This window comes from Rhodococcus sp. IEGM 1305 (assembly GCF_030058635.1).
GTDB lineage: Bacteria > Actinomycetota > Actinomycetes > Mycobacteriales > Mycobacteriaceae > Rhodococcus_F > Rhodococcus_F opacus_D.
Genome location: NZ_JASHKX010000007.1, coordinates 202,049 through 225,915, shown reverse-complemented (window position 1 = coordinate 225,915; position 23,867 = coordinate 202,049). Strand labels below are relative to the sequence as shown.

General features: G+C 66.3%; 22 protein-coding genes. 5 read left to right on the top strand and 17 right to left on the bottom strand.

What is annotated here, in order from left to right:
- Window positions 1-33: 33 nt before the first annotated feature.
- The 3 genes from QM693_RS14815 to QM693_RS14805 form a co-directional block, all read right to left on the bottom strand.
- A complete protein-coding gene (locus QM693_RS14815; protein WP_283352722.1) occupies window positions 34-1,077 on the bottom strand; it encodes a DNA polymerase IV in 1,044 nt (347 codons plus the stop codon).
- 65 nt (window positions 1,078-1,142) lie between these two features.
- Window positions 1,143-1,595, bottom strand: coding sequence for a hypothetical protein (locus tag QM693_RS14810; protein WP_061044442.1), 453 nt, complete (start codon window positions 1,593-1,595; stop codon window positions 1,143-1,145).
- A gap of 224 nt (window positions 1,596-1,819) precedes the next feature.
- Window positions 1,820-3,217 carry a plasmid pRiA4b ORF-3 family protein gene (locus QM693_RS14805; protein ID WP_283352721.1) on the bottom strand — a complete coding sequence of 466 codons (1,398 nt, stop codon included), beginning with the start codon at window positions 3,215-3,217 and terminating at the stop codon, window positions 1,820-1,822.
- A 61-nt stretch (window positions 3,218-3,278) separates the two neighbouring features.
- On the opposite strand from QM693_RS14805, the gene QM693_RS14800 reads away from it, so the two are divergent.
- A complete protein-coding gene (locus QM693_RS14800) occupies window positions 3,279-4,466 on the top strand; it encodes a serine/threonine-protein kinase (protein ID WP_283352720.1) in 1,188 nt (395 codons plus the stop codon).
- A 1-nt stretch (window position 4,467) separates the two neighbouring features.
- Here the strand turns inward: QM693_RS14800 and QM693_RS14795 are convergent, their stop codons facing one another.
- Together QM693_RS14795 and QM693_RS14790 are read right to left on the bottom strand one after the other, a co-directional pair.
- A complete protein-coding gene (locus QM693_RS14795; RefSeq protein WP_283352719.1) occupies window positions 4,468-4,821 on the bottom strand; it encodes a hypothetical protein in 354 nt (117 codons plus the stop codon).
- Complete coding sequence (locus tag QM693_RS14790; RefSeq protein ID WP_283352718.1) at window positions 4,818-5,726, bottom strand: LLM class flavin-dependent oxidoreductase; 909 nt, start codon at window positions 5,724-5,726, stop codon at window positions 4,818-4,820. Before QM693_RS14790 ends, QM693_RS14795 begins: the two co-directional genes overlap by 4 nt.
- A gap of 110 nt (window positions 5,727-5,836) precedes the next feature.
- Between QM693_RS14790 and QM693_RS14785 the strand changes: the two genes are divergently transcribed.
- Window positions 5,837-6,184: a GNAT family N-acetyltransferase gene (locus QM693_RS14785; RefSeq protein ID WP_283331243.1), complete on the top strand. Its 348-nt coding sequence runs from the start codon at window positions 5,837-5,839 to the stop codon at window positions 6,182-6,184.
- On the opposite strand, the gene nhaA is transcribed toward QM693_RS14785, so the two are convergent.
- Window positions 6,185-8,053, bottom strand: a complete 1,869-nt coding sequence (gene nhaA / locus QM693_RS14780) for a Na+/H+ antiporter NhaA (RefSeq protein ID WP_283352717.1) — start codon at window positions 8,051-8,053, stop codon at window positions 6,185-6,187.
- 129 nt (window positions 8,054-8,182) lie between these two features.
- Here nhaA and QM693_RS14775 point away from each other — a divergent pair, with 129 nt between their 5' ends.
- Window positions 8,183-9,943, top strand: coding sequence for a plasmid pRiA4b ORF-3 family protein (locus QM693_RS14775; RefSeq protein WP_283352716.1), 1,761 nt, complete (start codon window positions 8,183-8,185; stop codon window positions 9,941-9,943).
- Between the two features lie 41 nt (window positions 9,944-9,984).
- On the opposite strand, the gene QM693_RS14770 is transcribed toward QM693_RS14775, so the two are convergent.
- The 3 genes from QM693_RS14770 to QM693_RS14760 form a co-directional block, all read right to left on the bottom strand.
- Window positions 9,985-10,425: an SRPBCC family protein gene (locus tag QM693_RS14770; RefSeq protein ID WP_005252560.1), complete on the bottom strand. Its 441-nt coding sequence runs from the start codon at window positions 10,423-10,425 to the stop codon at window positions 9,985-9,987.
- Window positions 10,426-10,458: 33 nt separating this feature from the next.
- On the bottom strand, window positions 10,459-11,160 hold the full coding sequence (locus QM693_RS14765; protein WP_283352715.1) for an alpha/beta fold hydrolase: 702 nt from the start codon (window positions 11,158-11,160) through the stop codon (window positions 10,459-10,461).
- Between the two features lie 534 nt (window positions 11,161-11,694).
- Window positions 11,695-12,663, bottom strand: coding sequence for a glycoside hydrolase family protein (locus tag QM693_RS14760; RefSeq protein WP_283352749.1), 969 nt, complete (start codon window positions 12,661-12,663; stop codon window positions 11,695-11,697).
- A gap of 222 nt (window positions 12,664-12,885) precedes the next feature.
- Between QM693_RS14760 and QM693_RS14755 the strand changes: the two genes are divergently transcribed.
- Window positions 12,886-13,248 carry a VOC family protein gene (locus QM693_RS14755; protein ID WP_283352714.1) on the top strand — a complete coding sequence of 121 codons (363 nt, stop codon included), beginning with the start codon at window positions 12,886-12,888 and terminating at the stop codon, window positions 13,246-13,248.
- Window positions 13,249-13,303: 55 nt separating this feature from the next.
- On the opposite strand, the gene QM693_RS14750 is transcribed toward QM693_RS14755, so the two are convergent.
- From QM693_RS14750 to QM693_RS14725, 6 genes are all read right to left on the bottom strand, one after another.
- Window positions 13,304-13,636, bottom strand: coding sequence for a hypothetical protein (locus QM693_RS14750; protein ID WP_105413529.1), 333 nt, complete (start codon window positions 13,634-13,636; stop codon window positions 13,304-13,306).
- A 167-nt stretch (window positions 13,637-13,803) separates the two neighbouring features.
- Entirely contained in the window at window positions 13,804-14,127 is a 324-nt protein-coding gene (locus QM693_RS14745; RefSeq protein WP_283352713.1) for a hypothetical protein, read from the bottom strand.
- A 95-nt stretch (window positions 14,128-14,222) separates the two neighbouring features.
- Window positions 14,223-14,702 (bottom strand): MaoC/PaaZ C-terminal domain-containing protein, encoded by a 480-nt coding sequence (locus QM693_RS14740; protein ID WP_283352712.1) that lies wholly within the window; start codon window positions 14,700-14,702, stop codon window positions 14,223-14,225.
- 98 nt (window positions 14,703-14,800) lie between these two features.
- Window positions 14,801-15,619, bottom strand: coding sequence for a hypothetical protein (locus QM693_RS14735; RefSeq protein WP_283352711.1), 819 nt, complete (start codon window positions 15,617-15,619; stop codon window positions 14,801-14,803).
- 748 nt (window positions 15,620-16,367) lie between these two features.
- Window positions 16,368-18,719 (bottom strand): WXG100 family type VII secretion target, encoded by a 2,352-nt coding sequence (locus QM693_RS14730; protein WP_349307499.1) that lies wholly within the window; start codon window positions 18,717-18,719, stop codon window positions 16,368-16,370.
- Window positions 18,716-19,141 (bottom strand): hypothetical protein, encoded by a 426-nt coding sequence (locus QM693_RS14725; protein ID WP_349307387.1) that lies wholly within the window; start codon window positions 19,139-19,141, stop codon window positions 18,716-18,718. Before QM693_RS14725 ends, QM693_RS14730 begins: the two co-directional genes overlap by 4 nt.
- 173 nt (window positions 19,142-19,314) lie before the next feature.
- Here QM693_RS14725 and QM693_RS14720 point away from each other — a divergent pair, with 173 nt between their 5' ends.
- Window positions 19,315-20,535 (top strand): fatty acid desaturase family protein, encoded by a 1,221-nt coding sequence (locus tag QM693_RS14720; RefSeq protein ID WP_065491920.1) that lies wholly within the window; start codon window positions 19,315-19,317, stop codon window positions 20,533-20,535.
- Here the strand turns inward: QM693_RS14720 and QM693_RS14715 are convergent, their stop codons facing one another.
- A complete protein-coding gene (locus QM693_RS14715; protein ID WP_283352709.1) occupies window positions 20,536-21,837 on the bottom strand; it encodes a type I glutamate--ammonia ligase in 1,302 nt (433 codons plus the stop codon). It abuts the gene before it with no gap.
- Complete coding sequence (locus QM693_RS14710) at window positions 21,837-23,780, bottom strand: acyl-CoA thioesterase/bile acid-CoA:amino acid N-acyltransferase family protein (RefSeq protein WP_283352708.1); 1,944 nt, start codon at window positions 23,778-23,780, stop codon at window positions 21,837-21,839. The genes QM693_RS14715 and QM693_RS14710 overlap by 1 nt, the downstream gene beginning before the upstream one ends.
- Window positions 23,781-23,867: the final 87 nt, after the last annotated feature.

The following is a 23,867-nucleotide window of genomic DNA, read 5'->3' as shown; positions in this document are numbered from 1 at the left end:
AGTGGCAAAGCGTGCCCGAGCACACTTTGCCACTCACGTGGGCGGGGTCATTTCCAGCCGCACGCCGAGGAGTCGCACTTCCCGGTCGTGGTCGAGCCTGTCGACCAATGCTGCTGCCGCATCGGCGATCACGTCCGGATCGAATGTCGGCTCCGGCAGTGGTTTGCTCGTCGTGTGGGTGTCGAACGGGGCGTAGCGCACCTTCAACGCCACTCGCACCGCCTGGCGGTTCTCCGCGAGGATGTCCTCCCGGACCCGGGCGGCGAGACGACGGATCTCTTCGGTGACGGCCTCCCTGCCTGAGAGGTTCTGCTGGAACGTCGTCTCCCGGCTGTGCGACCGGGCCACCCAGGGTTCCGCCGAGACCGGGGAGAGATCGATGCCGCGACCGATCCTGGCGTACCACGGACCCATGTTCGGACCGAGGGTCGCGGCCAATTCCTGATCCGAGGCGTCGGCGAGTTCCTGCACGGTGCTGATGCCCAGCGCGGCAAGCTTCTTCGCTGTCTTCTTGCCGATCCCCCACAGCGCGTCGGTGGGGCGCGCCCCCATGACGGCGAACCAATTCTCCTCCGTCAGCCGGTAGATGCCCTGCGGTTTGCCGAAGTCCGTCGCGATCTTGGCTCGTAACTTGTTGTCGCCGATACCGACTGAGCAGTGCAGCCCGGTCGCGTCGAGGACGGCGTCGTGCACGGTTCGCGCGAAGGCCTCCGGGTCGTCGGTCTCGACACCCAGAAATGCCTCGTCCCAGCCCATCACCTCGACGACGACGTCCAGTTTGCGCAGAGTGTCCATCACGATGCCCGACACCTCGGTGTAGGCCTCGGCGTCGACGGGCAGGAACACCGCGTCGGGGATCTTCCGTGCCGCGATCCGCATCGGCATTCCGGAACCGACACCGAACTCACGCGCCTCATACGACGCCGTCGATACCACCGCGCGCTCGGTGGGATCCCCGCGGCCGCCCACGACGACCGGACGTCCCCGCAGCTCAGGATGCCGTAGCACCTCGACCGCGGCGATGAACTGGTCGAGATCGACATGCAACACCCACCGACGACGCGGCGGACTGCTCATGGAACCAGTGTGCCGGAATCGTCGTACCGGGACCCTCGAATCCTCGAGTTCGGCCGCGCTGAAGGTCAGAACACGTCGTCGGCGTCGACAGACGGTATCAACTCGTCGGGGAATCGATACGAGCATCCGAGTTCGCTGGTGGACCGCGTTCCCCAATTGTCCCGGAACCAGGCCACGCAGGTGTTCGCGATCAGGTTCACGTCACGGCTGAAGAGATAGCCGTCCGTGCAGTCTTCGAAGTGGCCGTCGAAATGCCACCTGTCGAGGGTCAAGTGCTTGGCGGAATAGTCGGCGAGCAGCAGGTGCCCGAGTTCGACGCGTGATCGTCGGAGCATCAACACACCGTCGGCCAGTACCTGAATCTGCGCGCAGACGACTTCCTCGTCGTCGTCCTCACTGACGTAGCTGTTCGGGCCGATCTCGACGATGAGCGCGACCGGTTGATCGACCAGCGAACCCGTCAACCACTCGACCATTCCCGCCCACGAAACCTCGGGCACCTCGGTGGAATCGACCATCGTCGTCAACCTCCCTCGCTCGCGACCGACTATTGCATGGACGTATCAAAGCAGAAGATTCCGACACATGTGGCCCGAAATCGTTCTGCGTCGAAGAGTGTCGTTTGCGTGATCGTCCGGCGACTGCCTGGAGCCATCGCCACCGCGTGAGTGCCATGTGGGCCGAAAGCAACTGCGCCCAAGAAGGTTCGGGCGTAGTCCGGTGCTGTCACGACGTTGCCGACCTACATCGACAGCACCATCTGAGCGAGGAGCCGACCCCATTCGGGATCCATGGGCTGGTCGCGTTGGACGTAGCCCTCGACCATTGCGCCGATGAGTTCGAGGAACGAGATCGTGGGACGTCCCATCCAGAAGACTTCTTCCCGGCCGACGATCGTGCCGTCGCTGGTCTGCCAGCCGAGGGCGGCGAGTCCCTCGGCGATCGCGTCCCTGCGTTCATCCGACGACGTGCCTGCGGCGAGTGTGAGAAGCACGAGGTATCCGGCCTCCCGCTCGATCTGTTCGGTGCCCAGCGGCAGGCGTTCGAGCAGGTGACGCCACATCTGTGTCGCGTTGTCCGCCATCGCCGTTCCGAGATTGGTTCGAACGAGTTTTCCCTTGTACTTGCGCACCAGTCCGAGTGTCTTGGCGTACTCGCGGAGCAGGTGGACCGGCCGTTGGTCCGTCTCGCGGTTGCTGGTGGCGGGCCAGTCGTCGAAGCCCGGTAACGCCTGCCGCATCTCCGCCACCACGGCCGGGGGCAGGTAGCCCGCCTGAGTCAGCGTGATGCCGTCGGATCCGATGCGCTGCAGCAACCACCGCAGATGCAGCGTCGCCGCTTCCTGGGCCGCAGGAAAATCACCCTTCCGCGTGGTGAGCTGGGCATGCTCGAGAAGCGAAAAGACATGCGGGGCAGCCTGATGGGGTATTCGTCGCAGCAGGTCGGCGAACTTCGAATCCGTCACCGGCCAGTGGTCACGGATCACGACTTCGATCCGCAGGTTACGGTTCACGGCGTCGACGCCGAACGATTCGGGCGCGAAGCCGGGCCCGACCCACGCCCCGGCGTCGTGGTGGCCGGGGTGCGACGGCGTGGCCAGGACCGTCAGCAGGTCGGCGTATCCGCCCGGTCCGCCGCAATCCTCTGGTGGGCAGGCGCGGGCGCCGGCGAGGCAGGTCACCGTCGGCGCGGGCCCGTCGGCCTCGATCCGTTCGAGGACGATCGTATGGTCCCAGCCGTCGCCGAAGTCGTATTGATAGGACAGGAGCTCGCCGGGTTCGGCCAGAACCTGATCGAGCCGGACCGCGTCCTCGCACAGCTCGTCGTCCTCGTCGGCGAAGCCCTCGTCGATGCTCTCGCGCATCTCGTACCGCTCGGAGGCGGGCGGCTCACCGCCGACCCACGAATGCAGGTGGCTGTCCTGCCAGCCCATGACTGTCTGCACGATCGGATGCAGCTCGTTCAGGCGCAGGTTCGAGGGCACGACGAACTGCCGCCAGATGGTCGGCGACACGTCGTCGAGTTCGATCCGCAGGTGGAAACTCGCGACGTCTCGGCGACCCGGCCGCTCGGACGGCCGGACGATCACCGGCGCGTCGGGAACGACGGACAGGTGTCGGCGTTTACCTGAAGCGGTCATGGCGTCATGGTAGGTGGGAGGCAGCGGTGTCCGGCACAAGAGCTGACGATAGCGTGAGCGCATGTCGGTGTCCGCAGTTCTCGCAGGTCGGTACGAGTTGCGGGGAGTGCTGGGGCGCGGCGGAATGGCCGATGTCCACGACGGATGGGACCTGCGCCTGCAGCGACCCGTCGCGATCAAAGTGCTGCGCCCGGAGCTCACCTCCGTCCCCGACACACGCCGCCGGTTCGAGGCCGAGGCCCGGCTGGCCGCCACGTTGAATCACCCGAACGTGGTCGCGGTACACGACTGCGGCGAGGACGCCGGGGTGGCGTACATCGTGATGGAGCGCCTGCCCGGGCGGACCCTCGCCGACGAGATCGCCGCCGGTCCCGTACCGGACGCGCGGGTGCAGTCGATCCTCGCCGACGTGCTCGCCGCCCTCGGCGCCGCCCACGAAGCCGGGATCCTGCACCGCGACATCAAACCGGGAAACGTGCTGTTCACCGCCGCGGGCACGGTGAAGGTCGCCGACTTCGGCATCGCGAAGAGCGCCGCATCCGACCACACAGCGACGGGACAGGTGCTGGGCACCGTGGCCTACCTCAGCCCGGACCGCATCCTGGGCACACCCGCCACGACCGCCGACGACCTCTACGCCGTCGGCGTCGTCGGCTACGAAGCCCTCGCCGGGCACCGGCCGTTCGCCGGCGACAACATCCTGTCGCTTGCCCGCGCGATCACCGACGGTGCGGCCCGACCGCTGCGCGAAGCCCGCCCGGACGCCGATCCGAACCTCGTCGACACGATCGAACGGGCAATGACCCGCGACCCGCAGCAGCGGTACGCCGACGCCCAGGCGATGCGGGACGCCGTCCTCGGAGCGCCCGGCCCACATCCGCCGCCGACGAGAGCATTCACACCCACCACCTCCGTCCCTCAGCTACCGCCCGAGCCCCGGCGACCACGGCGGACCGGCCTGATCATCGCCGCGATCGCCGCCGTGCTGGTGGCCGTGGTCGTGGCGGCGCTGGCCATCGCGTCTCAGAATCGGGACGGCACGGTCGGTCCCGGGCCGAGCACCACCGCCGTCGTCCCCGCCCCGGCACCCGTCTCCGTCCCGAGCAGCGCGGTCGAGGTCAACCCGGTTGCGCCGCCCCCACCGACCGGCGCCCCGGCACCGAAGACTGGACCGGGAAACAACAACGGCAACAACGGCAACGGGAACGACAAGCCCAAGGACAAGGACAAGGACAAGGACGGCAACTGACCTAGTCGGACTGCGCGTCTTCGTCGCCAGCCGCTGCGTGAACCTTGAACAGCACGATCTGTTCGTTGGCGAACGGGATGACCGACGCCGGGCTCGCTCCGGCCGTGCGGGGCAGCAGGTGCACGGGGACGTCCGGTTTGACGCCGAGAACGAAGTCCCGCATGGCATCCCGGGCGGGATCGTCGAGGCCGCCGCCGATCACGACGAGGTCGACGTTTCCGTCCAGGAGTGCCTGCCGGATCAATTCGCGGTCGTTGGATGCCACGACGTCCCGCCCGAACCGGGTCAGTTCTTCCTTCAACACGTCCAGCGTGGACTGGCGCCTGCCGATGAGGAGGAGCCGCGGTTCGCTCATGCTTGCGCACCCGTGCCACGGTGCTCATCCACGGCGGCCCGAACTGCGGGCGCTACGTCGGTCGCGAATCTACGGACCTGGGCGAGATCGTCGCCGTCGGTGCCGAAGATGAACGTGTCCATGCCAGCCTCCACCGCGATTTCCGTCAGCTGGCTCACCCACTGCTCGGCGGTTCCGTGGAACAACGTGTCCGACGGTGTATCGCTCACCCGGCCGAACACGTTGTAGGCGCGGACGATCGAGCTCGGGTCCCGGCCCGCATCCGCCGCACCCGCGTCGATCCGCGCGTGCATGCCGGGCAGGACGTCGGGCGGGAAGTACGAGCTCGACGGGACCCACCCGTCCGCCGAGCGTCCCAGCGCCCGCAGCAGCCTGGGGCCGCCGACGCCCAGCCAGATCCCGATCCTGTGCGCCGGGACCGGTCCGGGATGCACGCCCGCGAGGCGATAGTGCTCACCCTGGGAATACACGGCACGCTCACCGGACCACATCAGGCGGATCACCTCGACCGCCTCCTCCAACGCCGTCGCGGCCTGACCGGGCGTGCGCACGTCACCGCCCATCGCCCCGATCGCCTCCCAGAACGCGCCGGCACCCAACGCCAGTTCGAATCGGCCTCCCGACATCAGGTCGAGGCTGGCCGCGGCTTTCGCCATCGTCGCCGGCGGGCGAAGCGGCAGGCATGCGACGTCGGGAAACACGCGCACCCGCTCGGTCCGGGCCAGCAGCGCGCCCATCAGCGACCAGCAGTCGAGGAATTTCGCCTGGTACGGGTGATCTTGCACGCCGATCAGGTCGAGCCCGGTCTCGTCGGCGAGGGCGGCGAGTTCGAACGTGTTGGCCAGCAACTCCACCGACGGGGTCACGAACGCCCCGAACTGCACGGCCCTGCCGTAGTCGGTCATGACGGTTGCGTCCCCTCTCGGATTGCTGAACTCCTTCGATCCTCCACCTCCACGACGTCCGGGAACACCCGGCGCGCAGTCGGAACCCCGCCGCGCGGCATAGTGGGTCCATGACAGACGACACGAAAGACGGCCCCGCACCCGACGTCCGGAACGCCCCCGAACACCACCGATTCGAGGTCCGCGTGGATGGTGAACTGGCCGGGTTCACCGAGTACCTCGACGACGAGAATCAACGGATCTTCTTCCACACCGAGATCGGTGAGCAGTTCGGCGGGCGTGGCCTCGCCACCACCCTGATCCGCAGCGCGCTCACCGAGACCGTCGGGGACGGCAAGCGGATCGTGCCGATCTGCCCGTTCGTCGCCGGTTACCTGAAGAAGCACGACGACTTCGCCGACGACGTCGACCCCGTCACGCCGGCCGCGATCCAGGCGGTGCAGCGTTCGAAAGGTTGATCAGGGTGCGCCGTCGGCGTCGCGCGCCTCTTCGAGCTGCCGGATGAGGGTGGCGGCGTCGTAGGGGCCGCTGTGCCGGGCGAGGTCGGTGCCCGTCGCGCCGAGGTAGAACGTGGGGGTCACCCGGAAATCGCTCGACTCGGCGTCGAGTTCGTCGTCGTCGATGCGGTGAACGTAGGTGCCCCTACGGATGTCTTCCTCGAACCGGTCCATGTCGAGCCCCAGCTCGGCGGCGTAACCGAAGATCTCGTCCTCGGCGAGGGCGTCGCTGTTGGCGAACAGGTGATCGTGCATCTCCCAGAACCGTCCCTGCGCGGCCGCCGCTTCGCTCGCCTGGGCGGCGAAACGCGCGTGCGGATGCACGGCGTCGAGGGGGAGATGCCGGAAGACGTAGCGGAGCTCGTCCCCGAAATGCGCCCGTACGTCCCGGATGCTGCCGGTGGCCTTGCTGCAGAACGGGCACTCGAAGTCGCCGTACTCGACGAGGGTGAGCGGCGCATCCACCGGCCCGCGCAGGTGATCGCGGCCGGGGTCGACGGGCCGGAGCAGGGTGAGCCCGACGGCCTCCGTCGGCGGGTGCACCCAGTCCGACAGCCGGAACAGAGCCCAACCGAGGACGGTGGCGATGACCGCCGCCGTCAGGACACCCACCCGAGCGTCGTTGGCGAGCTCGGGTGAATCGATGGCCAGGTCCACGATGAACAACGAGATCGTGAAGCCGATACCGGCCAGCGCGCTGCCACCGGCGATCTGGGACAGCGTCAGCCCGGGCGGCAGGCTGCCGGGCCGCAGCTTCGAGAACAGAGCCGTGGCAGCCGTGATGCCGACGAGCTTGCCGACCACCAGGCCGAGCACGATGCCCCACGCCAGCGGAGACCGGGCCGCGTCCGCGAGGGTCTGCCCGGTGATGACCACGCCGGCATTGGCGAGCGCGAAGATCGGGACGACGAGGAACGCCGTGTAGGGCTGGTAGAAGCGCAGAAGCCGCTCGTTGACGGACACCGCGCGCAGCACACCGAGTTGGGCGGCGCGGGCGTAGTCGGAGTTGGGTGACTGCCGGAACGCGCGCGTGAGTTCACCCGCCCGCTCCACCTCGCTGCGCCGCGGCGGATACACGGGCAGGATCAGCGCGATCAGCACGCCGACGAGGGTGGGGTGGACGCCGGACTCGTAGAACGCGACCCACGTGCCCGCCGCGACGATGAAGTAGGCGACGCCACGCCACACCTCGAGCTTGCGCAACTGGATGATCAGCAGCAACCCGACGCACCCGAGGAGCAGCGGTCCGAGCCGGAGGTTGTCGGTGTAGAAGAAGGCGATGATGGCCAGGGCACCGATGTCGTCGGCGACGGCCAGGGTCAGGAGGAACACGCGCAACCGGGCGGGGCATCGGGGTCCGACGAGTGCCAGTGCGCCCAGCACGAACGCCGTGTCGGTGGAGACGACGACGCCCCACGCACCGGCCTCGTCCCCGCTGGGGTTGAGGATCAGGAACAGGACGGCGGGCAGCGCCAGACCCGCGATCGCGGCGAGAAGTGGGACGGCGGCACGGGCGCGATCGGTGAGTTCGCCGATCGTCAGCTCACGTTTCACCTCGAGCCCCACGACGAAGAAGAACAGCGTCATCAACCCGTCGTTGACCCAGTGCTTCAGGTCGAGGCTGATGCCGTAGTCGCTGATCTGGATGGTCACCGGCGTGTGCCAGAACGACTCGTACGAATCACCGATGTTGGCCCACACCAACGCCAGGATCGTGGCGACGAGGAGGAAACCGGCCGACAGCTTGTCGTCGTCGGTGTCGTCGCGGATCAGGGCCAACCGCGCCGACAGTCGCCGAAGTGTGGTGGGGCTGCTCTGCTCGACCGTCATCTGTCCCCTCGCTCACAGTTTCTGCCGCAGGTCAGCCTAATGCCCCTGCACATGAGCCGCCCCGCTGTCCGATCAACTCCGATCCGGCGGCGCCCAGGCACCTGATCTCGGTCGCGTTATCATCTCGCCATGGGATCGAAGCGGAGTAGAAATCCGGGCCAGAAGCGTGCGGCAAAACAGCAGGCACGCCAACGAAGGAACCGCTCAACAGTCGCACCGCTGTTTCCCACCTCCGCCGTCGACCCCGCGCTTATCGACAGCTTCGTTCAGTGGCTGCGCAGGGGCGATCTGACCGAGGACGCGGAACTCTTCGCACACCTTGTGGAGTCGACACTCACGAACCTCGCGCACGCCCACCCCGGTTTCCGTGCCACCGGCTGGATCCCCGCGGACGCGCATACCCTCCTCGATGCCGCTGACGAACTATCCGCAGATTATTCCGAGGAGATGGATGACATCGCATTGACGATTGTCGCCTCGGCACTGACGTTCCTCAACTTTCTCGACGAAAATCGGCTGTGGACCGGCACCGAAGAGAACCTCATACATTGCATCGAGGACCTCATCCATTTCGTCGAGCCGCAACCACCCGTCGTCCTTCCCGAAGACATCGCACTACCCGCCGTGGACGAGAAGGACGAACTACGCGCACTCACCTCCCTTCCGCTGATCGCCTCCCTCATCGCACTCGTGGACTGGGTCGGGAAGGGTGCGGCCGTCACCTCGACCAAAGTGCCCAAACCCGCCTCTGTCCCCGGGCTCGCTCACGCGTTGGGTGTCGATCTCGACCTCGACTCGGAGGGGTTTCCGCGTGCGCGGCGAATCCGCTCGATGCGCGACGTGCCCGAAATGATGACGTACTGGGAAACCGCGGAAGAGATCGGCCTCATCACGGTCAACTCCACACGCGCGGTCCGCGGACCGAACGCGGAGCTGATCGCCGACCGGACGACCCGGGCGCTGCCGTTGATTCGTGCAGCTGTCACCGAATTCGTCCGCAGCCAACTCGTATCGACGCAAGATCACCCATTCGACCTCACGCAATTGACCGATGTGGTCGTGACGCAGGTGATCTTGGCGGGGATGACATCGGAGCCGCCTGTCGCCGACTCGGAAGCCGCGCCATCCGGCGACGAGCAATCGCTCCTGGATGCCTTCGTCTATGACCGACTGGACAGGCTGGTGGAACAGAAGTGGCTGACCAAGGATGACGTATACCGGGTTCCGGCCGCGCTGCAGCCTGCCGTTCTTCGTGCCGTCCAACTCGCTGGCGCAGAGACCGAGTACGCACTATCCGACATGGTGGATTCGCACATTACATTGCGGATTTCATTGGAAGGCAACCACATTCCTGTTTGGCGCCGCGTTCGACTCGACGCCTCACTACCACTCTCCGCTCTCCACGACATCATCCAGTCCGCGTTTGACTGGGAAGATTGCCATCTACACGAGTTCTCTGCCGGGCCCGCGTACTCAGGCGGCAGAGTATTCATTCCGAATGAAGACTTCGCGCACCGCGACCTCGTAAGCCCCGCCGTCGCGGAGGAAGAGGTCCCCGTCGGTTCGCTGCTCAGCTCGGTCGGCGACCGTCTCACCTACCTGTACGACTTCGGTGACGACTGGATCCATCACATCGTCGTAGAATCGGTCGACAACCCCGCTCCCGACTCCCCTGCCGCGCTATGCCTCGACGGGCGCAATATGGCGCCGTACGAAGACTCCGGCGGCCCGTGGGGCTGGGCGAACATGATCGAAGCCAGCGCGGATCCACACCACCAGGAACACTCGGAGATTCGGGACTGGCTGGGTCTGCGCCCCGATCAGCAACTCGACCCGACATCGTTCGATCGAGACGGCATCAATGAGGCCTTCGCGACATTGTTCGGGTAGAGCGTCTGGCGGGTGTCCGCGCAGCACGCGCGGACCCCGACTCAGACGTAGTTCTCGAGAACGAACTTGGTGAATCCCTTACGGATCAGTCGCACGGCCTGCTTCTGCCCCTGACGCAGCACGGACTTCGGCACCCACACCTTCGGCTCGACCGACATCGTGAGGTGCACCGACGTCCCGCGCGGGGTGGGCGTCAGCCGATACTCCCCCTCCTGGCACTTCTGCTTCTCGCTCTCGAGGAGCGTCCACGACATCTGCTCGTCCCCGAGCCACTTGTGCTCGGCCAGCTGCGTGTCCGCGACACCGAGGACGGCGAGCGTCATCCGCACGGTGCGGGGGCGTCCGTCGTCGAATCGGGACTCGACGACCACCTTCTTGTGCACCACCGACCACTCGGGGATGCGTTCGACGTCCGCCAGCGCAGCCATCACCTGCTCCTGGGGCGCCTCGATCTCGAACTCGCCCGATACCGACAACGCCATCGATTGCTCTCCTTCTCGTCGGATGTACATGCCCTACAGTTCGGACGCGTAGCGCTCCAGCATGGCAGCAAGTTCGCCGGGGCGCGCGAGTGCCGCCAGATGGCCGGTGTCGATGACCTCCGGTGCGATGCCCAGTCGCTCCCGGACGATCCGCTGCATGAAGTCGAGCGGGAAGAGCCGATCGCGTCTCCCGGCGACGACCCGCGTCTTCACGTGCGGCCACGCGTCCGCCTGCCACACCGTCTCGAACGGGGTGTTCGACATGACGGGCTCCTCCTGGCTGAACGCCTCCTCGGTGACGTCGTCGGGCACGTCATGGAAGAACAGCACCCGCAGGTCGTCGGGCGCATCCGGATCGCGACCCTCCAGCACGTCGAACGCCCGTTTGGCCTCGGCCTGTCCGGTGGTCTCCCACCACTGCCCGGGTGCCTCCCCCGGCGCGGGCAGCATCGGTGCCAGGAGAACCAGCAGGTCCACGTCGACCTCGCCGCGCTGACAGACGATCGCCGCGGTGAACGCGGACATGGACTGCGCGACCAGCACGATCGAACCCTCGACGTCCTCGACCGCATCCACGACGACGTCGGCGAACTCGTACTGGCCCGCGTCGTCGTCGCCGTACGGAAGGTCGACGGCGATCACCGAGTGCCCTCTCCCCTCCAGGATCGGTGCGACGCGGTGCCAGTACCACGAGTCCGAGCCGGCGCCGGGCAGCAGAACGAAGGTTGCGGGCATCTCGACTCATCTCCTGTTTCCGGGACACGAACGGTCGAGTCGAGCCTAAGCGTTACGTGCGCGGTAATGCGCGCCCGAACACACTTTGCCACTCACCTGCGGGGACCTGAAACGGAAGCGTCGCCGAGGGCGATACACCCAGTAGGTCGGACGAGAAGCTCCGACCGTGCCGGGATCCACCACACGTTACGAGAACTGAGCTGACATGTTCACCAACCATCTCTTCGGCGGAATGACCGAACAGGAAATCGACATCGAAATCGCCGACGAGCTGGCGGCCTGACGCACGGTCCCCGCACGTGAGTGGCGATGTGCACCCCGGCACGCTGCGCCACTCACCTACGAGTTACGTTCACGCTCAACACCGGTTAGCCGGTTCACCCTTCCGACATCCGGAGGCTTCGAATCGATGCACCGAACGAACTGTGCAGCAACGGCATCCAATCCGGCACCACACAGCCGAGATCCACTCCGATCGCAGCCACCTCCGCGACGGCGACCGTCATCGACGACGGCGGCGTCGTGGAGTCGTCGTTATGCCGGCTCTCTCATCACGCCGAAGTGGCGCACCGTCCCGGAAAGGCCTGGAAGCTCTTGCACGGGCGACCAGGTGCGCAGCTCATCCGTGCTGTCGGAATAGAAATACTTTCCTTCGGTGTAGGCGTCGAGATATATCCTCCAGGCGCCGCTCGGCAACTGAACCAGGGCTGGGCCCTCCACCAGCGATCCCCAATTTCCAGGCGGGACGAATGAATAGGGTCCCGTCACGGACGACGCGACCGCATGCTCGACGACCTTCTTCGTCTCGTTCTTGGTAAACGCATGATAGGTCGATCCCACCTTGACCACGGTGGTGTCGATGTGGTCCGCGCCGATCCCGGCGAGCGGAACAGGGGGGCTCCACAACCTGAGCGATGGTTCCAGCGCCGTCATCAGATACGGCACGAATCCTCCACCGGTCGACAGCGACAGGATGACGTTGACCCGGTCGCCGTCCACGAACCATTCGGGTGCCCAGGCCTTGGTGGTGAACGGCGACAGCGACGGTCCGTCGCTGAACCCGGCCGACCCCGAGGAACCCGGCGGGCTCGCTGAGCCCGTTCCGTCTCCCGTGCCCGGCAGGAAGGCGCAGCAGAACGGGACCGGCCAGGCCCCAAGGAACTTCCAGTCCATGCGGTCACTGCTGCGTGCGAAGCCGATGTTCGCCCCGTCGACCGTCGTGTAGGTGAGGTAGTAGAACCCGTCCGTGTGCCGGAAGATGCTCGGGTCACGCACCACCCCTGACGGAGGCCGATACGCAGACAGTCGGAGGGGCTGGAACCCCGTGCCGTCCTCCGACTCGTATACATCCAGGTCGCGGTCGCTGACGTTGCTGAACGCCACCATCGTGGTTCGCCAGGCGAGCGGTGCGGCGCCGCTGCTCCCCGGGGCGGCGACCAGCAAGCCTGCGACAGCGAGCATCACCATCGATATGGCGGAAAAACAGGTTCGTTTGGGCAGCATCACCGGTGCAGTATCTATCACGGCAGGCGCACCATGCGTAACTTTGGCCGCAGGCAGCGGATCGTTACCGACGGCCGTGCAGTGACGCCGTATAAGAACCCGAGGCGCCACCCGCAGCACGGCGATCAATACTCCTGCGGCGCGGTCGGTCTACGCGCGAGCCTTATGCGTGACGGCATCTCGGCGTAGCCTCACGGGGACACTGTCGACGGAGGAGTGCTCATGTCGGGCGAACTGTCATTCTTCGAATTGGGTGTGGCCAACACCGAGCAGGGCCGAAAGTTCTACTCGGCGTTGTTCAGCTGGGAATTCGAATCCGGGCCCGGCGGGTCGGGATACTCGATCAACACACCGAACGTCCCAGGCGGGATTCACGGCGGCGACGAGGGCGCCGGCCCGTACGTCTTCTTCCGGGTGCCCGACCTCGATTCCGCGGTCGAGCAGGTGCTGGCGCTGGGCGGCACCGTCGATGCCGTGGACCTGGGCGAAGACCCCGAGTCGGTGGCGAAATTCGGGCGGTTCAAGCTGTGCCACGACGATCAGGGTTCCGCGTTCGGACTGCACGAACCGCCCTCCGGCAACTGAATCAGCGCGCCCCGGAACGGAGACTCCCGGGGCGCGCTGATTCGGATCGGTCGGTTTACGGCTCGTTCGGCGAGTCGCCTCCGCCCTCGTCACCGCTGTAGGTGGCCGGTTGCGGCAGACCGTCCTCGGGTCCGTCGCACCAATTGTCGTACTGGTTGTACGGATCGGTGCCCCACTGCGGCACATTGTTCTCGTAGGGTTCCGCCCAGTCGTCACAGCCGGCCGGGCCGGTCGGCGGAACACCAGGAGGCAGTGGTGCAACCGTGTCCGGTGCGCGCACCGGTACGACCGCCGAGTCGAGCGCGTCACCCCAGGCGACACCGGATGTTCCCAAACCGATCGAGGCCGCGAACACAGCGACCGCAGCCAATCTCGAGCCGACCTTCATCGTTGCCTCCCATAGGTGAATTACGCTGCCTAAGGGCTGTACCCAAAGACAACGTAAACAATCCTCGGAGGGCGAATTTCGTGGATGAAATTTGACGGACGGTCGGTTTCAGTTCACGACCGAGCTACACGACGGCACAATGCCTCGTGCGAACATTCACCGTCGAATCAGGGATTGACCGTCCGGCCCTGCTCGTCATTGACCGGCGGCTGCTGCGCGGAAAGGCCGTCCTCGGGACCGTCGCACCAGTTGTCGAACTGGTTGTACGGATCGGTGCCCCACTGCGGCACATTGTTCTCGTAGGGTTCCGCCCAGTCGTCGCATCCGATCGGACCGTTCTGCGGGAAGCCGGGTGGCATCGGTTGAATGACGTCCGGCCGACGCACCGGCACCGCCGAGTCGAGACTGCCGCCCCAGGCGACACCGGATGCTCCCAATCCGATCGAAGCCGCGAACACTGCCACCGCGGCCACTCTCCTGCCCATTCTCATGACTGCCTCCGTTGGTTACCTGGCCTTTCGGGGCGGTACCCAGAAACCCGGAAAACAATCCTCGAAGGTAGCGTTTCGTCCAAGAATTTCGACGATCAGTCGGTTTCCGGTCGGCAGCGCATGTACATCTCGGTCACCGAGGTCAAGACCTGCTTGCCGGATCCGTTGAGAATCTCCGCCGCGACGGTCACCAAGGCCCGTCCGCGATCGTCGGGCACCACATCCTCCACGACCAGCTTTCCGGTGAGCACATCACCCGGCTTCACCGGACGGAGAAAGTTGACGTCGCGCATCCGCACCCCCGCAATAACGCTCCAGCCTGCATAAACAGTGGTCGCGGACAGTCGCTGGCACACCGCGATCGTGTGCACACCACTCGCGATGAGCCCACCGAAATACCCACCATCTGCAGACTCACGGTCGATGTGGAACGACTGCGGATCCCACTGCCCCGCGAACTCGACCAGTTCCTCCTCCGTCACCGTGTACGAGCCCAGCTCGAACCTCTCGCCCACCCGGAGGTCGTCTGCGTACACGACGTCACATTTGCTGTCCACTACCAACCGTCCGATCATTCGCCCACGCCTCCACCGAACACGGAGGCTGACGTCGAGGATATGACCGGACGACGGCGGCGGTGACAGTGCCCTTCCATCGACGGCGGACGTGGCCGTCAGTTCTCGTCGTAACGCGGCCAGCCCGGATACGGAGCAAGCGTCGGGTACGGGGTGTCGTGTGGGAGGTTCGCCTTCTGCGGTCGCACATCCCTGGCATCGGGCATGCGCGAGTCACACTCCGCGTATGCGTTCTGATCGCGCGCGCCTTTTACGTGCTCAGCCAGCGTCCAACCATCGAAGACATTGATGGTGGGCGCACGTTCCGGTCCGGAGGAATTTGCCGACGTCGCGGACACCTCATTCGGTGCGATCACCTCCACGGTCTCCGCATTCACATACTTCGACCCGACGTTGTAGAACTTCCCGTCCTCACCCAGTTCCATCACCGAGTAGTCGCCCGTGCAGATTGTGGCAAACCAACCGCGCTCGGTCTTCGTCATCCACATCAAGTGTTGGAACTGGGTGCCGACGTATCGCCGGTCGGTCGGGTCGACGGGGTGGTCGAAGTCGGCTCGCTTGTGCTGGGGAACCGCCTCGGCGAATCCCGGATACGCGGCCGAGAGAGCGCTGGCGTCGATCGCTAGGTAGTAGGACTCCACATACGCACGAATGACCGTCGCCTGCCGGCTGTACAGATCGATGCCAGGGTCAGCGGACCACCGATAGTTGAAACCCATGTTGCCGGGAACCGAGTAGGCCGAGGACGACTCGAACGCTGAGGGCTTGGTCCCACTCGATCCGCAACCTGCAACAGTCAAGACGATGGCCGCAAGGATCGGAAGCCGACTCCTCTCAAAGTTCAAGCGAACACCTTTTGCCCCCATGCCGTTCGAGCCGTACCCGGGAGCCACCACCCCCACCGACACCGATGTCATTCCTGGTCGCTCCTCGGCCAGCCTGGAATCGGCGCAAGCGACGGGTACGGGACGTCATGGGGCTGATTCACTTGCTGCGGCCGGGCCTCACGGGCGTCAGGCATGCGAGTGTCACACTGACGATCAGCTTCGATGTTGGCCGTAGCAGGTTGATGGTGTCGGATCGTCCATCCAGCGAACATGTCCCGCGAAGGTGCCCGCTCAGGTCCGGACGAATCTAGAGCACCACTCACCGCGAGGGGTGTGGGCGGTGCAACGATCTCGATCTCCTCGGTACCGACAGCCGTGGATCCGACGTTGTAATACTTCCCGTCCTCGCCATGTCTCATCACCGCATAGTCACCAGTACACACAGTCGCAAACCATCCACTCGCGGTTGGCGACAGCCACAAGAGGTGTTCGAACTGGGTTCCCGTGTACTGATTGAGTGGCTGATTGCTCCTGCCGCCATAGTTCCAGCGTCCCAACTGCATAGCGGTCGCATCGGTGAAACCCGGGTAGCCCTTCTCCGAACTGTGGGCACCAAGCGCTATGTAGTACGACTCCAAATATGCCCTTACGACCGTCGATTCACGGCTGGCGAGATCGATACCCGACTCCGCTGTCCATCGAAAATTGAAGCCGACGTTATCCGGCACCGCGTACCCGGCCGATAGCGCTGGTTCTACTGGCCGATCGTCGGTATCACCACCGGGCCCGCAGCCAGTCAAGGCCATTACGACCATCGTCATCGCTACAAAGCGCGCCCTCATCGACCTGGCTCCGGCGCCAGAACTTCATCACGTCCGCCATACACGGCGAGGGTGAACGAGTCGATGTCCGCCAAGCCGGCATTCACTATGTATCCGTTGAGTACGGCTTGTAGAACCGGCAGCGAACGTTCCGGCTCAACCGACGCGATCTCGTCGAAACTCTTCAGCGGACCGCCCGGGCTTTCAGTGAAGGAATCGAGTCGCGGGAACGGATCGAGAACGCCCCCGTTCTGCTGCTGAAGACCGAGTGCGATTTGGTAGTAGTGCTGAGCAAGACTCGTTTCGTATGTGACCTCGCCGTTTGCCTTGACAACAGCTTCGGGGACCGCGCCCATCACAGCACTCTTGAAGGTTGGATCGGCCAGATCCATACCGGTGGAGATCAAGGGGCCGGCCCCCGGGATGAACTCGACACCCTTTCCAATCGCAGTGCGGATGGTGTCGTACGCGACGCCTTTGTTCTCGAATCCTGCCGAGTTTTCGGAAGTGGCATCGCCCAGTCTGTCGTTGAACTCGAGATCGAGGCCCTTGTCGACGACCCCCTGAATGCGTCCGGCCCACGTGCCGTATTCCTGGGCCCAGTTCTCCGGATCATGCCCCCCGACCGCCCACGCCTGCTCGAGTTGTGCGGACATCCCGAAGGCCTGCGCATTGAGGTACGCCGCGGCATCAGCATTCGAATCGATCACCGAGAACAAGCGAGAGGCATTGTCGATGCCGAATCCTTCGTTGCCGGGCGGCCCCGCGAACCCATTGTTTCCGGTGAAGGCCTGTGGAGCACCCACCATTTCAGCCACGTAGGGAGCAACTGCCCTCCCCAACGCCTGCGTGACTTCGGGGTTCACCTCACCGATTGCCTGCCCCTTCATCCCCGGGATGTCGAGCAGTTCGGCGTCTTTCGCGGCGAGGATCTGCGCGAGCCCGAATGCCGATTCGCCGGCTTGTGTCGACCGGAACATTTCTCCGGGATCGGACGGATCGGCGGGCCGGGCGTCGTCGGCGATCCAGTCGAACATCCCGGCGACCTTCTGTTCGCCGCCGTCGGCCCAATCACGTTGGAGCAGGGGCATGATGACGTCGTCGCGGGTGTAGTCGGCCGGCATGCCTTCACCGGACAGGATGTTGTGGACGGCGACATGGTCGCGGCCACCGACGCCGACCATGTCCTGCAGGAGGGTGTCGACGCTGTCGCGGCCCAGAGCGTTGTGGTCGAACGAGTCCCCGATCAGGAGACTCTTGTCGTTGGTGGCCGAGGCGATCTCGCCGGCACGGGAGAAGAGGCTCTCGCTCAGCTCACTGCCCTGCTGCACGGCCGGGTCCGCGAGGCCGAAGGCTTTGGTGAAGCGTGCCAGGTCGTCGCCGTTGTTGACGACCACCGACGGTTGCGGCGCGTCGTGCGCGCCCTTCATCAGGTTGCCGGTCGACGTCACCGGGCCCTCGAACAGCCCACGAAGGCTTTCCGGAATGTGGCTCTGACCGCCGACGTCGCCGCTGGCACTGCCGACGTTGTAGTTCGACACCACGGCCAGGCCGTTGGACAGAGCGCTCGCGGCCTCGGTGCGTCCGTTCTCGCTGTACTGCTCGGACAGGGCGAGGAACCCGTCCTTGCCGGCCGCCGTATAGAACTGTTGCAGGAAGTCGATCGTTCCCTGTGGAAGATCGGTGACCTTGCCGCCGTCGGCCAGCGTCTGCACTTGTTCGGGAGTGAGCCCTGCGGCCGCGATCTCCCGGGCAACACGGTCACGGACATCCTGTGGAATGTCGGACCCACCCCGCGCGACCTGCTCGCCCAGCGTGGTGCCCTCGTGCCCCGACAGGCCTGCGGACGCCGGGGCGCTCGCCGCCACGGCCCCGAGCGCGTCCCGGATCGCCGTCGCCATGTGCCGGTCGGCATTGTCGAGTTCCGTGAGCGCTCCACCGAGTTGGCTGCGCCAGTACTCGAACAGCTCGGCATGCTCGGCGGCTTCGGCCTCGCTCATCGTCGTCGGCGGGCTGACGATCTGCCAGTCGTCGGAGACGGTGAATCCGTCGGTTGCCGCCTTGTCGATCACGGTGGCGACGTAGTCCCGCGCATGGCCGAGGCGATCAGCCCCGCCCACAAGCGCGTTCGACAGATCCTCCAGATCATCTGCAAGCCTGCGGATTTCCGTGCGCTCACTGTTCGCCCGCTGCTCGGCGGCCCCCTGCGTCGGACCGCGCCAGTCGTCGTGCCGGCCCAGATCCGCGACAACACGCTGGACGTCGTCCGCCCGGCCCCGCGTGTCCTCGGCGGTCCGCCCGATCTCCTCGCCCGCCAGTGTCAGGTCTCGCGGGTTCCACACATGCAGTTGCGACCTACGCGGAATCACAGCTCCCCCATCGCCGACAGCTGCGACGCGAACGACGCGTCGATGACCTCGTAGTTCTCGGCCCCGTCACCCGCGATGAACGCCATCTCGTCGATGCGACCGGCCGCGACTCCGAGCGCGGACGCGAGGATGTCGCCGGCGTCCTGGCATGCCGCCGCGGTGTCGGATCCCTCGACGGCCCGGACCGCGTGCTCGAAGCTCCGCCGGCCGCCCAGCGCCTCGATCTCACGCGCGATGACGGCCAGCGCGGTCGACATCGCACGCAGCATGTCGGGGTCGACCTTGACGACCTCGACATCCGGTCCACCGAGCACCGGCGCCAGCCCGGGGACGGCGGCCAGCGGAGGCTGCGTCGCCCCGGTCCCGTCCAGCGACGCAATGACACTTTCCGGCCACGTCATATCGCCCTCTGACATCGACATCTCCCCCTGATATCCGTATCGAGATCCACCCCCGGATCCGGGTCACCGACACGCTCGGCGACCGTGGAGAGAATAGCGGACGCCGTCACACGGACGTGCGACCACAACACGGTTGTGCAACGGTTGGGCGGATTCGCAGATTGAGAATCGGCTGAACCGGGTATCGAGACCAGATGGCCATCACCGATATCAAGGAGTACAGCCACCTCACCGATGCGGATGTGGAGGCGCTGGGCGCGGAACTCGATGCGATCCGGGCAGACATCGAGGAGTCCCGCGGCGCCCGCGACGCGCGGTACATCGACCGGACGATCAAACTGCAGCGGTCGCTGGCGATCGCGGGCAGGATCGTCCTGTTCGGCAGCCGGAAGAGACCGGCGTGGATCCTGGGTACCGCCTTGATGGGTGCGGCGAAGATCATCGAGAACATGGAACTCGGCCACAATGTCATTCACGGCCAGTGGGATTGGATGAACGATCCCGAGATCCACTCGTCGAACTGGGAGTGGGACAACACCTGCCCGTCGTCGGGGTGGAAGCACTCTCACAACTACGTCCATCACAAGTTCACCAACATCGTGGGTCTCGACAGCGACGTCGGTTACGGGATCCTGCGCATGACCCGCGACCAGAAGTGGTCGCCGGTGTACCTGGCGCAGCCGTTCTACAACGTGCTGCTGGCGTTGCTGTTCGAGTGGGGTGTCGCGTTGCACCACCTGGACGTGGAGAGCATCCGGCGCGGCGACTACGACCGCGCGGAAACCCTCCGCAACGCGAAGGAGGTGGGACGCAAGATTGCGCGGCAGGTCGGCAAGGACTATGTGGTGTTCCCGGCGCTCACCGGCCCGGCATGGAAGAGCACGCTGACGGCGAACATCACGGCCAACGTGATCCGCAACCTGTGGGCCTACGGCGTGATCTTCTGTGGTCATTTCCCGGACGGCGCGGAGAAGTTCACCAAGGAGGAGTTCGAGAAGGAGACCAAGGCCGAGTGGTACCTGCGGCAGATGCTGGGCTCCGCCAACTTCAACGCCGGCCCGGTCCTGGCGTTCATGAGCGGCAACCTCTGCTACCAGATCGAGCACCACGCGTTCCCAGACCTGCCCAGTAACCGCTACGCCGAGATCGGCGTGAAGATGCGGGAACTGTGCGACAAGTACGACCTCCCCTACACGACGGGTTCGCTCCCCCACCAGTACGGACTCACCCTCCGCACCATCTTCAAGCTCGCCCTGCCCAACCGCTTCCTGTCGGCGTCCGCGGACGACGCACCGGAGACGGCGTCGGAACTCCGATTCCGCATCCGGGGCGGGATGAAGGAAGTGTTCGGGGTCGATCCTGCGACCGGGAAGCGGCGCGGACTGCGTACCGCGCTGGCGATGATCCGCAACTGACTACGACGTCCACGCGTACCGGAAGCGTTGCGCGACCTCGTCGACCGGTTTGTCCCGGTATTCGGCGAGCTCGTACCCCTTGACCGCCGCGAGCGCTTCCATGATCAGCGGCCCGAGCAGATCCCGCGCGAGCGCCGACGACTCGAGCGTTCCGAGCACGTCGGACGGCAGGGTCGGGAGGAGATCGACGGCATGGGCGCCGGTCAGTTCCGCCGGGTCGACCGCCACCTCGTCCGGGAGGGGAAGCTCACCGGCGATGCCGTCGTGGGCGGCGCCGAGAATGGCGGCGCTGCTCAGATACGGGTTCGCGGACGGGTCGACGGGTTTGATCTCGAGGTTCGCGCCGTGCGGGTTCCCGGCGGTGTCCGCGCAGAGCCGGACGGCGGCCTCGCGGTTCTCCAGGCCCCAGCAGCGGAATACCCCCGACCACATGCCCGGGCGCAACCGCAGATGCGACAGCGCCGACCCGGCGAGAACGGCCGTGAACTCGGGTAGCGCCCGCAGAATCCCGGCGATGGCCGCGCCACCGGCGGGAGTCAGCCCGTGCCGGCCGGGGCCTCCCGACAGGATCGGCAGGTCATCCTCGAAGATCGACACGTGCTGGTGGGCGCCGTTTCCCGCCCCTCCCGCGACGGGCATGGGTGAGAACGACGCCCGCAGCCCCTGGGCGCGCGCGACCCGGCTGATCAGGGTGCGGGCCAGCACCGCGTTGTCGGCCGCCTCGACGGGATCCGCGGGGGCGAGCGACACCTCGAACTGGTCGAGCCCCGCCTCGGCGTGGACCTGCTCGATCGGCAGCGCGGCCGTCGACGCCGCCGCGAGCAGGTGCTTGAAGAATTCTTCTTGCGCGAGAACGGCATTGAGGCCGTAGGCGGACCATTCTTCGGCGGTCGCCGCGTCGAAGAGGGTGAACTCGATCTCGTGACCGGTCCGCGCGGTCAGGCCGGATTCCGCCAACCGCGCCGTCACCCGCCGCAGCGCACCCCGGGTGCAGGCGGGCGACGGCGTCCCGTCCTGCTCGGTCAGGCACGCCGGCGCCCAGTACGTACCGTTGCCCAGATCCCGCATGTCATCGCCGTCGATACGCAGACGGAGGTCGCCCACGACGGAGAAGGACGGGGTGAATGCGAGGTGGTCGTCGACGCAGAACACAGTCCAACTCGGCGACGCGCCTGCTCCGGAGTCGACGAAGGAATCCAGTCTCGAGATCGGAAAAACTTTCGCCCGGGACACCCCGGCCATGTCGACGATCGAGCCGACGATGCGGTCCGTGTGGCCGAAGCCGCCCTCTGCTCCGCGCATCACGCCCTCGCCACCGCGGTGGTCCGCGCGAGGAAGCCGAGCACGCTGTGCACCGCTTCGCGCTGCGCCCGGCCCTGACCTGCGCCCTCGCCACCGAACGCGATGCCGCCGGTCCACTGCGCGTCGGCGGGGAACATTCCGAGGCGGAGGAGGTGGCCGGCGCCGTCGAACGTCCGGTGTTCGTCGCGGGCGTCGGATCGACGCCCGAGAAGTGCCGTGGCCATCTCGTCCGACGGCCACAGCTGGTCGTCGGCACCGGTCAGGCACAGCACCGACGCGGTCGCCTGTTCGGACCGCAGCGTCGCCTCCGCCGGTGCGACCGCGAGTCCGGCCCGGTAGGCGGCCCCCAGGCGCAGCAGGCTCGGCCGGTGCGCGGTGAGGTCGTGGTGAGCCCGCCATGCGTTGCGGATCAGCTGGGGCATCAGCACCCCGCCCGGCAGCGGCGCCCACGGCACGGGCCGGCCGTTCCACGTCCACGACGGGGTGCCGGCGATCTCGCCGTCGGGGCCGATCGCCTGCCACGACACCGAACTCGGGCTGATCAGGATCAGCCCGGCGACGGGGAGTTCGCCGACGCAGGCGGAGGCCAACAGGCCCTCCGCGCCGCGCGAAATGGCCATCGCGGTCAGGCGGCTTGCGTCCACTGACGGCTGCGCTCCCAGCGCGTCGACCGCGGTCGCGAACCGCTCGAGCGGAATGTTCACCAGCGTCGCGTCGGTGTTCGATTCACCCACCCACGAATAGGCCAGTGCGGCATACCCGTTGGCGGCCAGCATCCCGATGGTGGAACGTTGGGAGTCGACGCCGCCCTCCGAGCCGCCGAAGCAGGCGACGCCCGGCCACCCGCCGCTCGGAGCATCGCCGGCGGGCAGTGCGAGCAGGGCGGGCCGGCCGCCGACATCGAGGGAACGGACGGACACTCCGGGGGCGCTCACATGACGCGTCACCGCCCGCCGCGACGTTCCGTCCGGAGTGCTCGCCTCGACGGTGATCAGCCAGGTGTCGGGCGGCGGCACGAAGAGGTCGGGAACCCGGTCTTCGGACACGAAACGCATGGCCCACAGCGGTGCGTCGGCGTCCGCCACGTCCCAATCACCGTGGTCCGGAACCTGTCCGGCTACGTCGACTGTTCCGTCTGCCGGGACGGTGAACGTGGCCTCGGACCGCCACCGCCCACCGAATACGTCGGTCCCGGTGGTGCGGACGGTCACCGACGATCCGGGCCGGGCGCCGCGGACGATCAGCGAGAACGCCTCGTCATGACGCGACCACGCCGGAATGTCGAGTTCGAGTAACCCTGCCGACACGTCCGCGGCCGGCGCGGGCTGCTCGGCGACCGCCGGCTCCGCCGAAGATTGCGTCTCCAGCAGCTGCGACCGCTTCTCGAACCATCCGGGAAATACCGCGGACACCAGCCCCGCAACGCCCATGAGGGTGAACGGCAGCACCCAGTAGCAGACGACGGACAGGGTGTCGCCGGCGTCGCGCATGGTGGCGTCGCCGTCGACGATCGGCGGAATCAGCGAGAACACGGTCATCAGTCCGAACGCGGCCACCCACATCCACGTCATGGCCGTGGTGATGTACCGAAAGCCGCCGCTCGCCGCCGTCCGGGCGTCCACGGTTGCCACCGCGTACTCGCGCACGAACGGCCGCCCGATCAGAGCGCCCACCGCCGCGATCGCGAACAACCCGAAGTTGCTGACCGGCTGAAGCCAGCGTTCGAGGACGGCGTCGTCCACAGTGAGCGCCGCGATCAGCAGCAACCCGAAAACGGCGACGGTGCCGACCTCGAGGGTCCGCCACGGCTGGCCCCGCAACCGTTGCACCACCTGGCCAATCGCCGCGATACCGAACGCGATCGCGACGGCAGCGACGAATCCCGTGTTGCCCACCAGGATCCAGTAGACGATCCACGGTGCGAATCCGATGATGAATCCCATTGCACTGCCCCACTGCTCGGCACACCCGAGCGGACGACGGCCGACCCACACACATTGTCGGCCCTCGGGCGGGCGCGGGGGCAGGAT

Coding starts and splice junctions, on each gene's coding strand:
- QM693_RS14785 (WP_283331243.1), top strand. CDS start 5,837: ATGACAGACGACACGAAAGACGGCCCCGCACCCGACGTCCGGAACGCC.
- QM693_RS14765 (WP_283352715.1), bottom strand. CDS start 11,160: ATGCCCGCAACCTTCGTTCTGCTGCCCGGCGCCGGCTCGGACTCGTGG.
- QM693_RS14755 (WP_283352714.1), top strand. CDS start 12,886: ATGTCGGGCGAACTGTCATTCTTCGAATTGGGTGTGGCCAACACCGAG.
- QM693_RS14710 (WP_283352708.1), bottom strand. CDS start 23,780: ATGGGATTCATCATCGGATTCGCACCGTGGATCGTCTACTGGATCCTG.
- QM693_RS14800 (WP_283352720.1), top strand. CDS start 3,279: ATGTCGGTGTCCGCAGTTCTCGCAGGTCGGTACGAGTTGCGGGGAGTG.
- QM693_RS14815 (WP_283352722.1), bottom strand. CDS start 1,077: ATGAGCAGTCCGCCGCGTCGTCGGTGGGTGTTGCATGTCGATCTCGAC.
- QM693_RS14715 (WP_283352709.1), bottom strand. CDS start 21,837: ATGCGCGGAGCAGAGGGCGGCTTCGGCCACACGGACCGCATCGTCGGC.
- QM693_RS14790 (WP_283352718.1), bottom strand. CDS start 5,726: ATGACCGACTACGGCAGGGCCGTGCAGTTCGGGGCGTTCGTGACCCCG.
- QM693_RS14775 (WP_283352716.1), top strand. CDS start 8,183: ATGGGATCGAAGCGGAGTAGAAATCCGGGCCAGAAGCGTGCGGCAAAA.
- QM693_RS14795 (WP_283352719.1), bottom strand. CDS start 4,821: ATGAGCGAACCGCGGCTCCTCCTCATCGGCAGGCGCCAGTCCACGCTG.
- QM693_RS14760 (WP_283352749.1), bottom strand. CDS start 12,663: ATGCTGCCCAAACGAACCTGTTTTTCCGCCATATCGATGGTGATGCTC.
- QM693_RS14725 (WP_349307387.1), bottom strand. CDS start 19,141: ATGTCGATGTCAGAGGGCGATATGACGTGGCCGGAAAGTGTCATTGCG.
- QM693_RS14805 (WP_283352721.1), bottom strand. CDS start 3,217: ATGACCGCTTCAGGTAAACGCCGACACCTGTCCGTCGTTCCCGACGCG.
- QM693_RS14740 (WP_283352712.1), bottom strand. CDS start 14,702: ATGATCGGACGGTTGGTAGTGGACAGCAAATGTGACGTCGTGTACGCA.
- QM693_RS14720 (WP_065491920.1), top strand. CDS start 19,315: ATGGCCATCACCGATATCAAGGAGTACAGCCACCTCACCGATGCGGAT.
- nhaA (WP_283352717.1), bottom strand. CDS start 8,053: ATGACGGTCGAGCAGAGCAGCCCCACCACACTTCGGCGACTGTCGGCG.
- QM693_RS14745 (WP_283352713.1), bottom strand. CDS start 14,127: ATGAGAATGGGCAGGAGAGTGGCCGCGGTGGCAGTGTTCGCGGCTTCG.
- QM693_RS14810 (WP_061044442.1), bottom strand. CDS start 1,595: ATGGTCGATTCCACCGAGGTGCCCGAGGTTTCGTGGGCGGGAATGGTC.
- QM693_RS14770 (WP_005252560.1), bottom strand. CDS start 10,425: ATGGCGTTGTCGGTATCGGGCGAGTTCGAGATCGAGGCGCCCCAGGAG.
- QM693_RS14750 (WP_105413529.1), bottom strand. CDS start 13,636: ATGAAGGTCGGCTCGAGATTGGCTGCGGTCGCTGTGTTCGCGGCCTCG.
- QM693_RS14735 (WP_283352711.1), bottom strand. CDS start 15,619: ATGACATCGGTGTCGGTGGGGGTGGTGGCTCCCGGGTACGGCTCGAAC.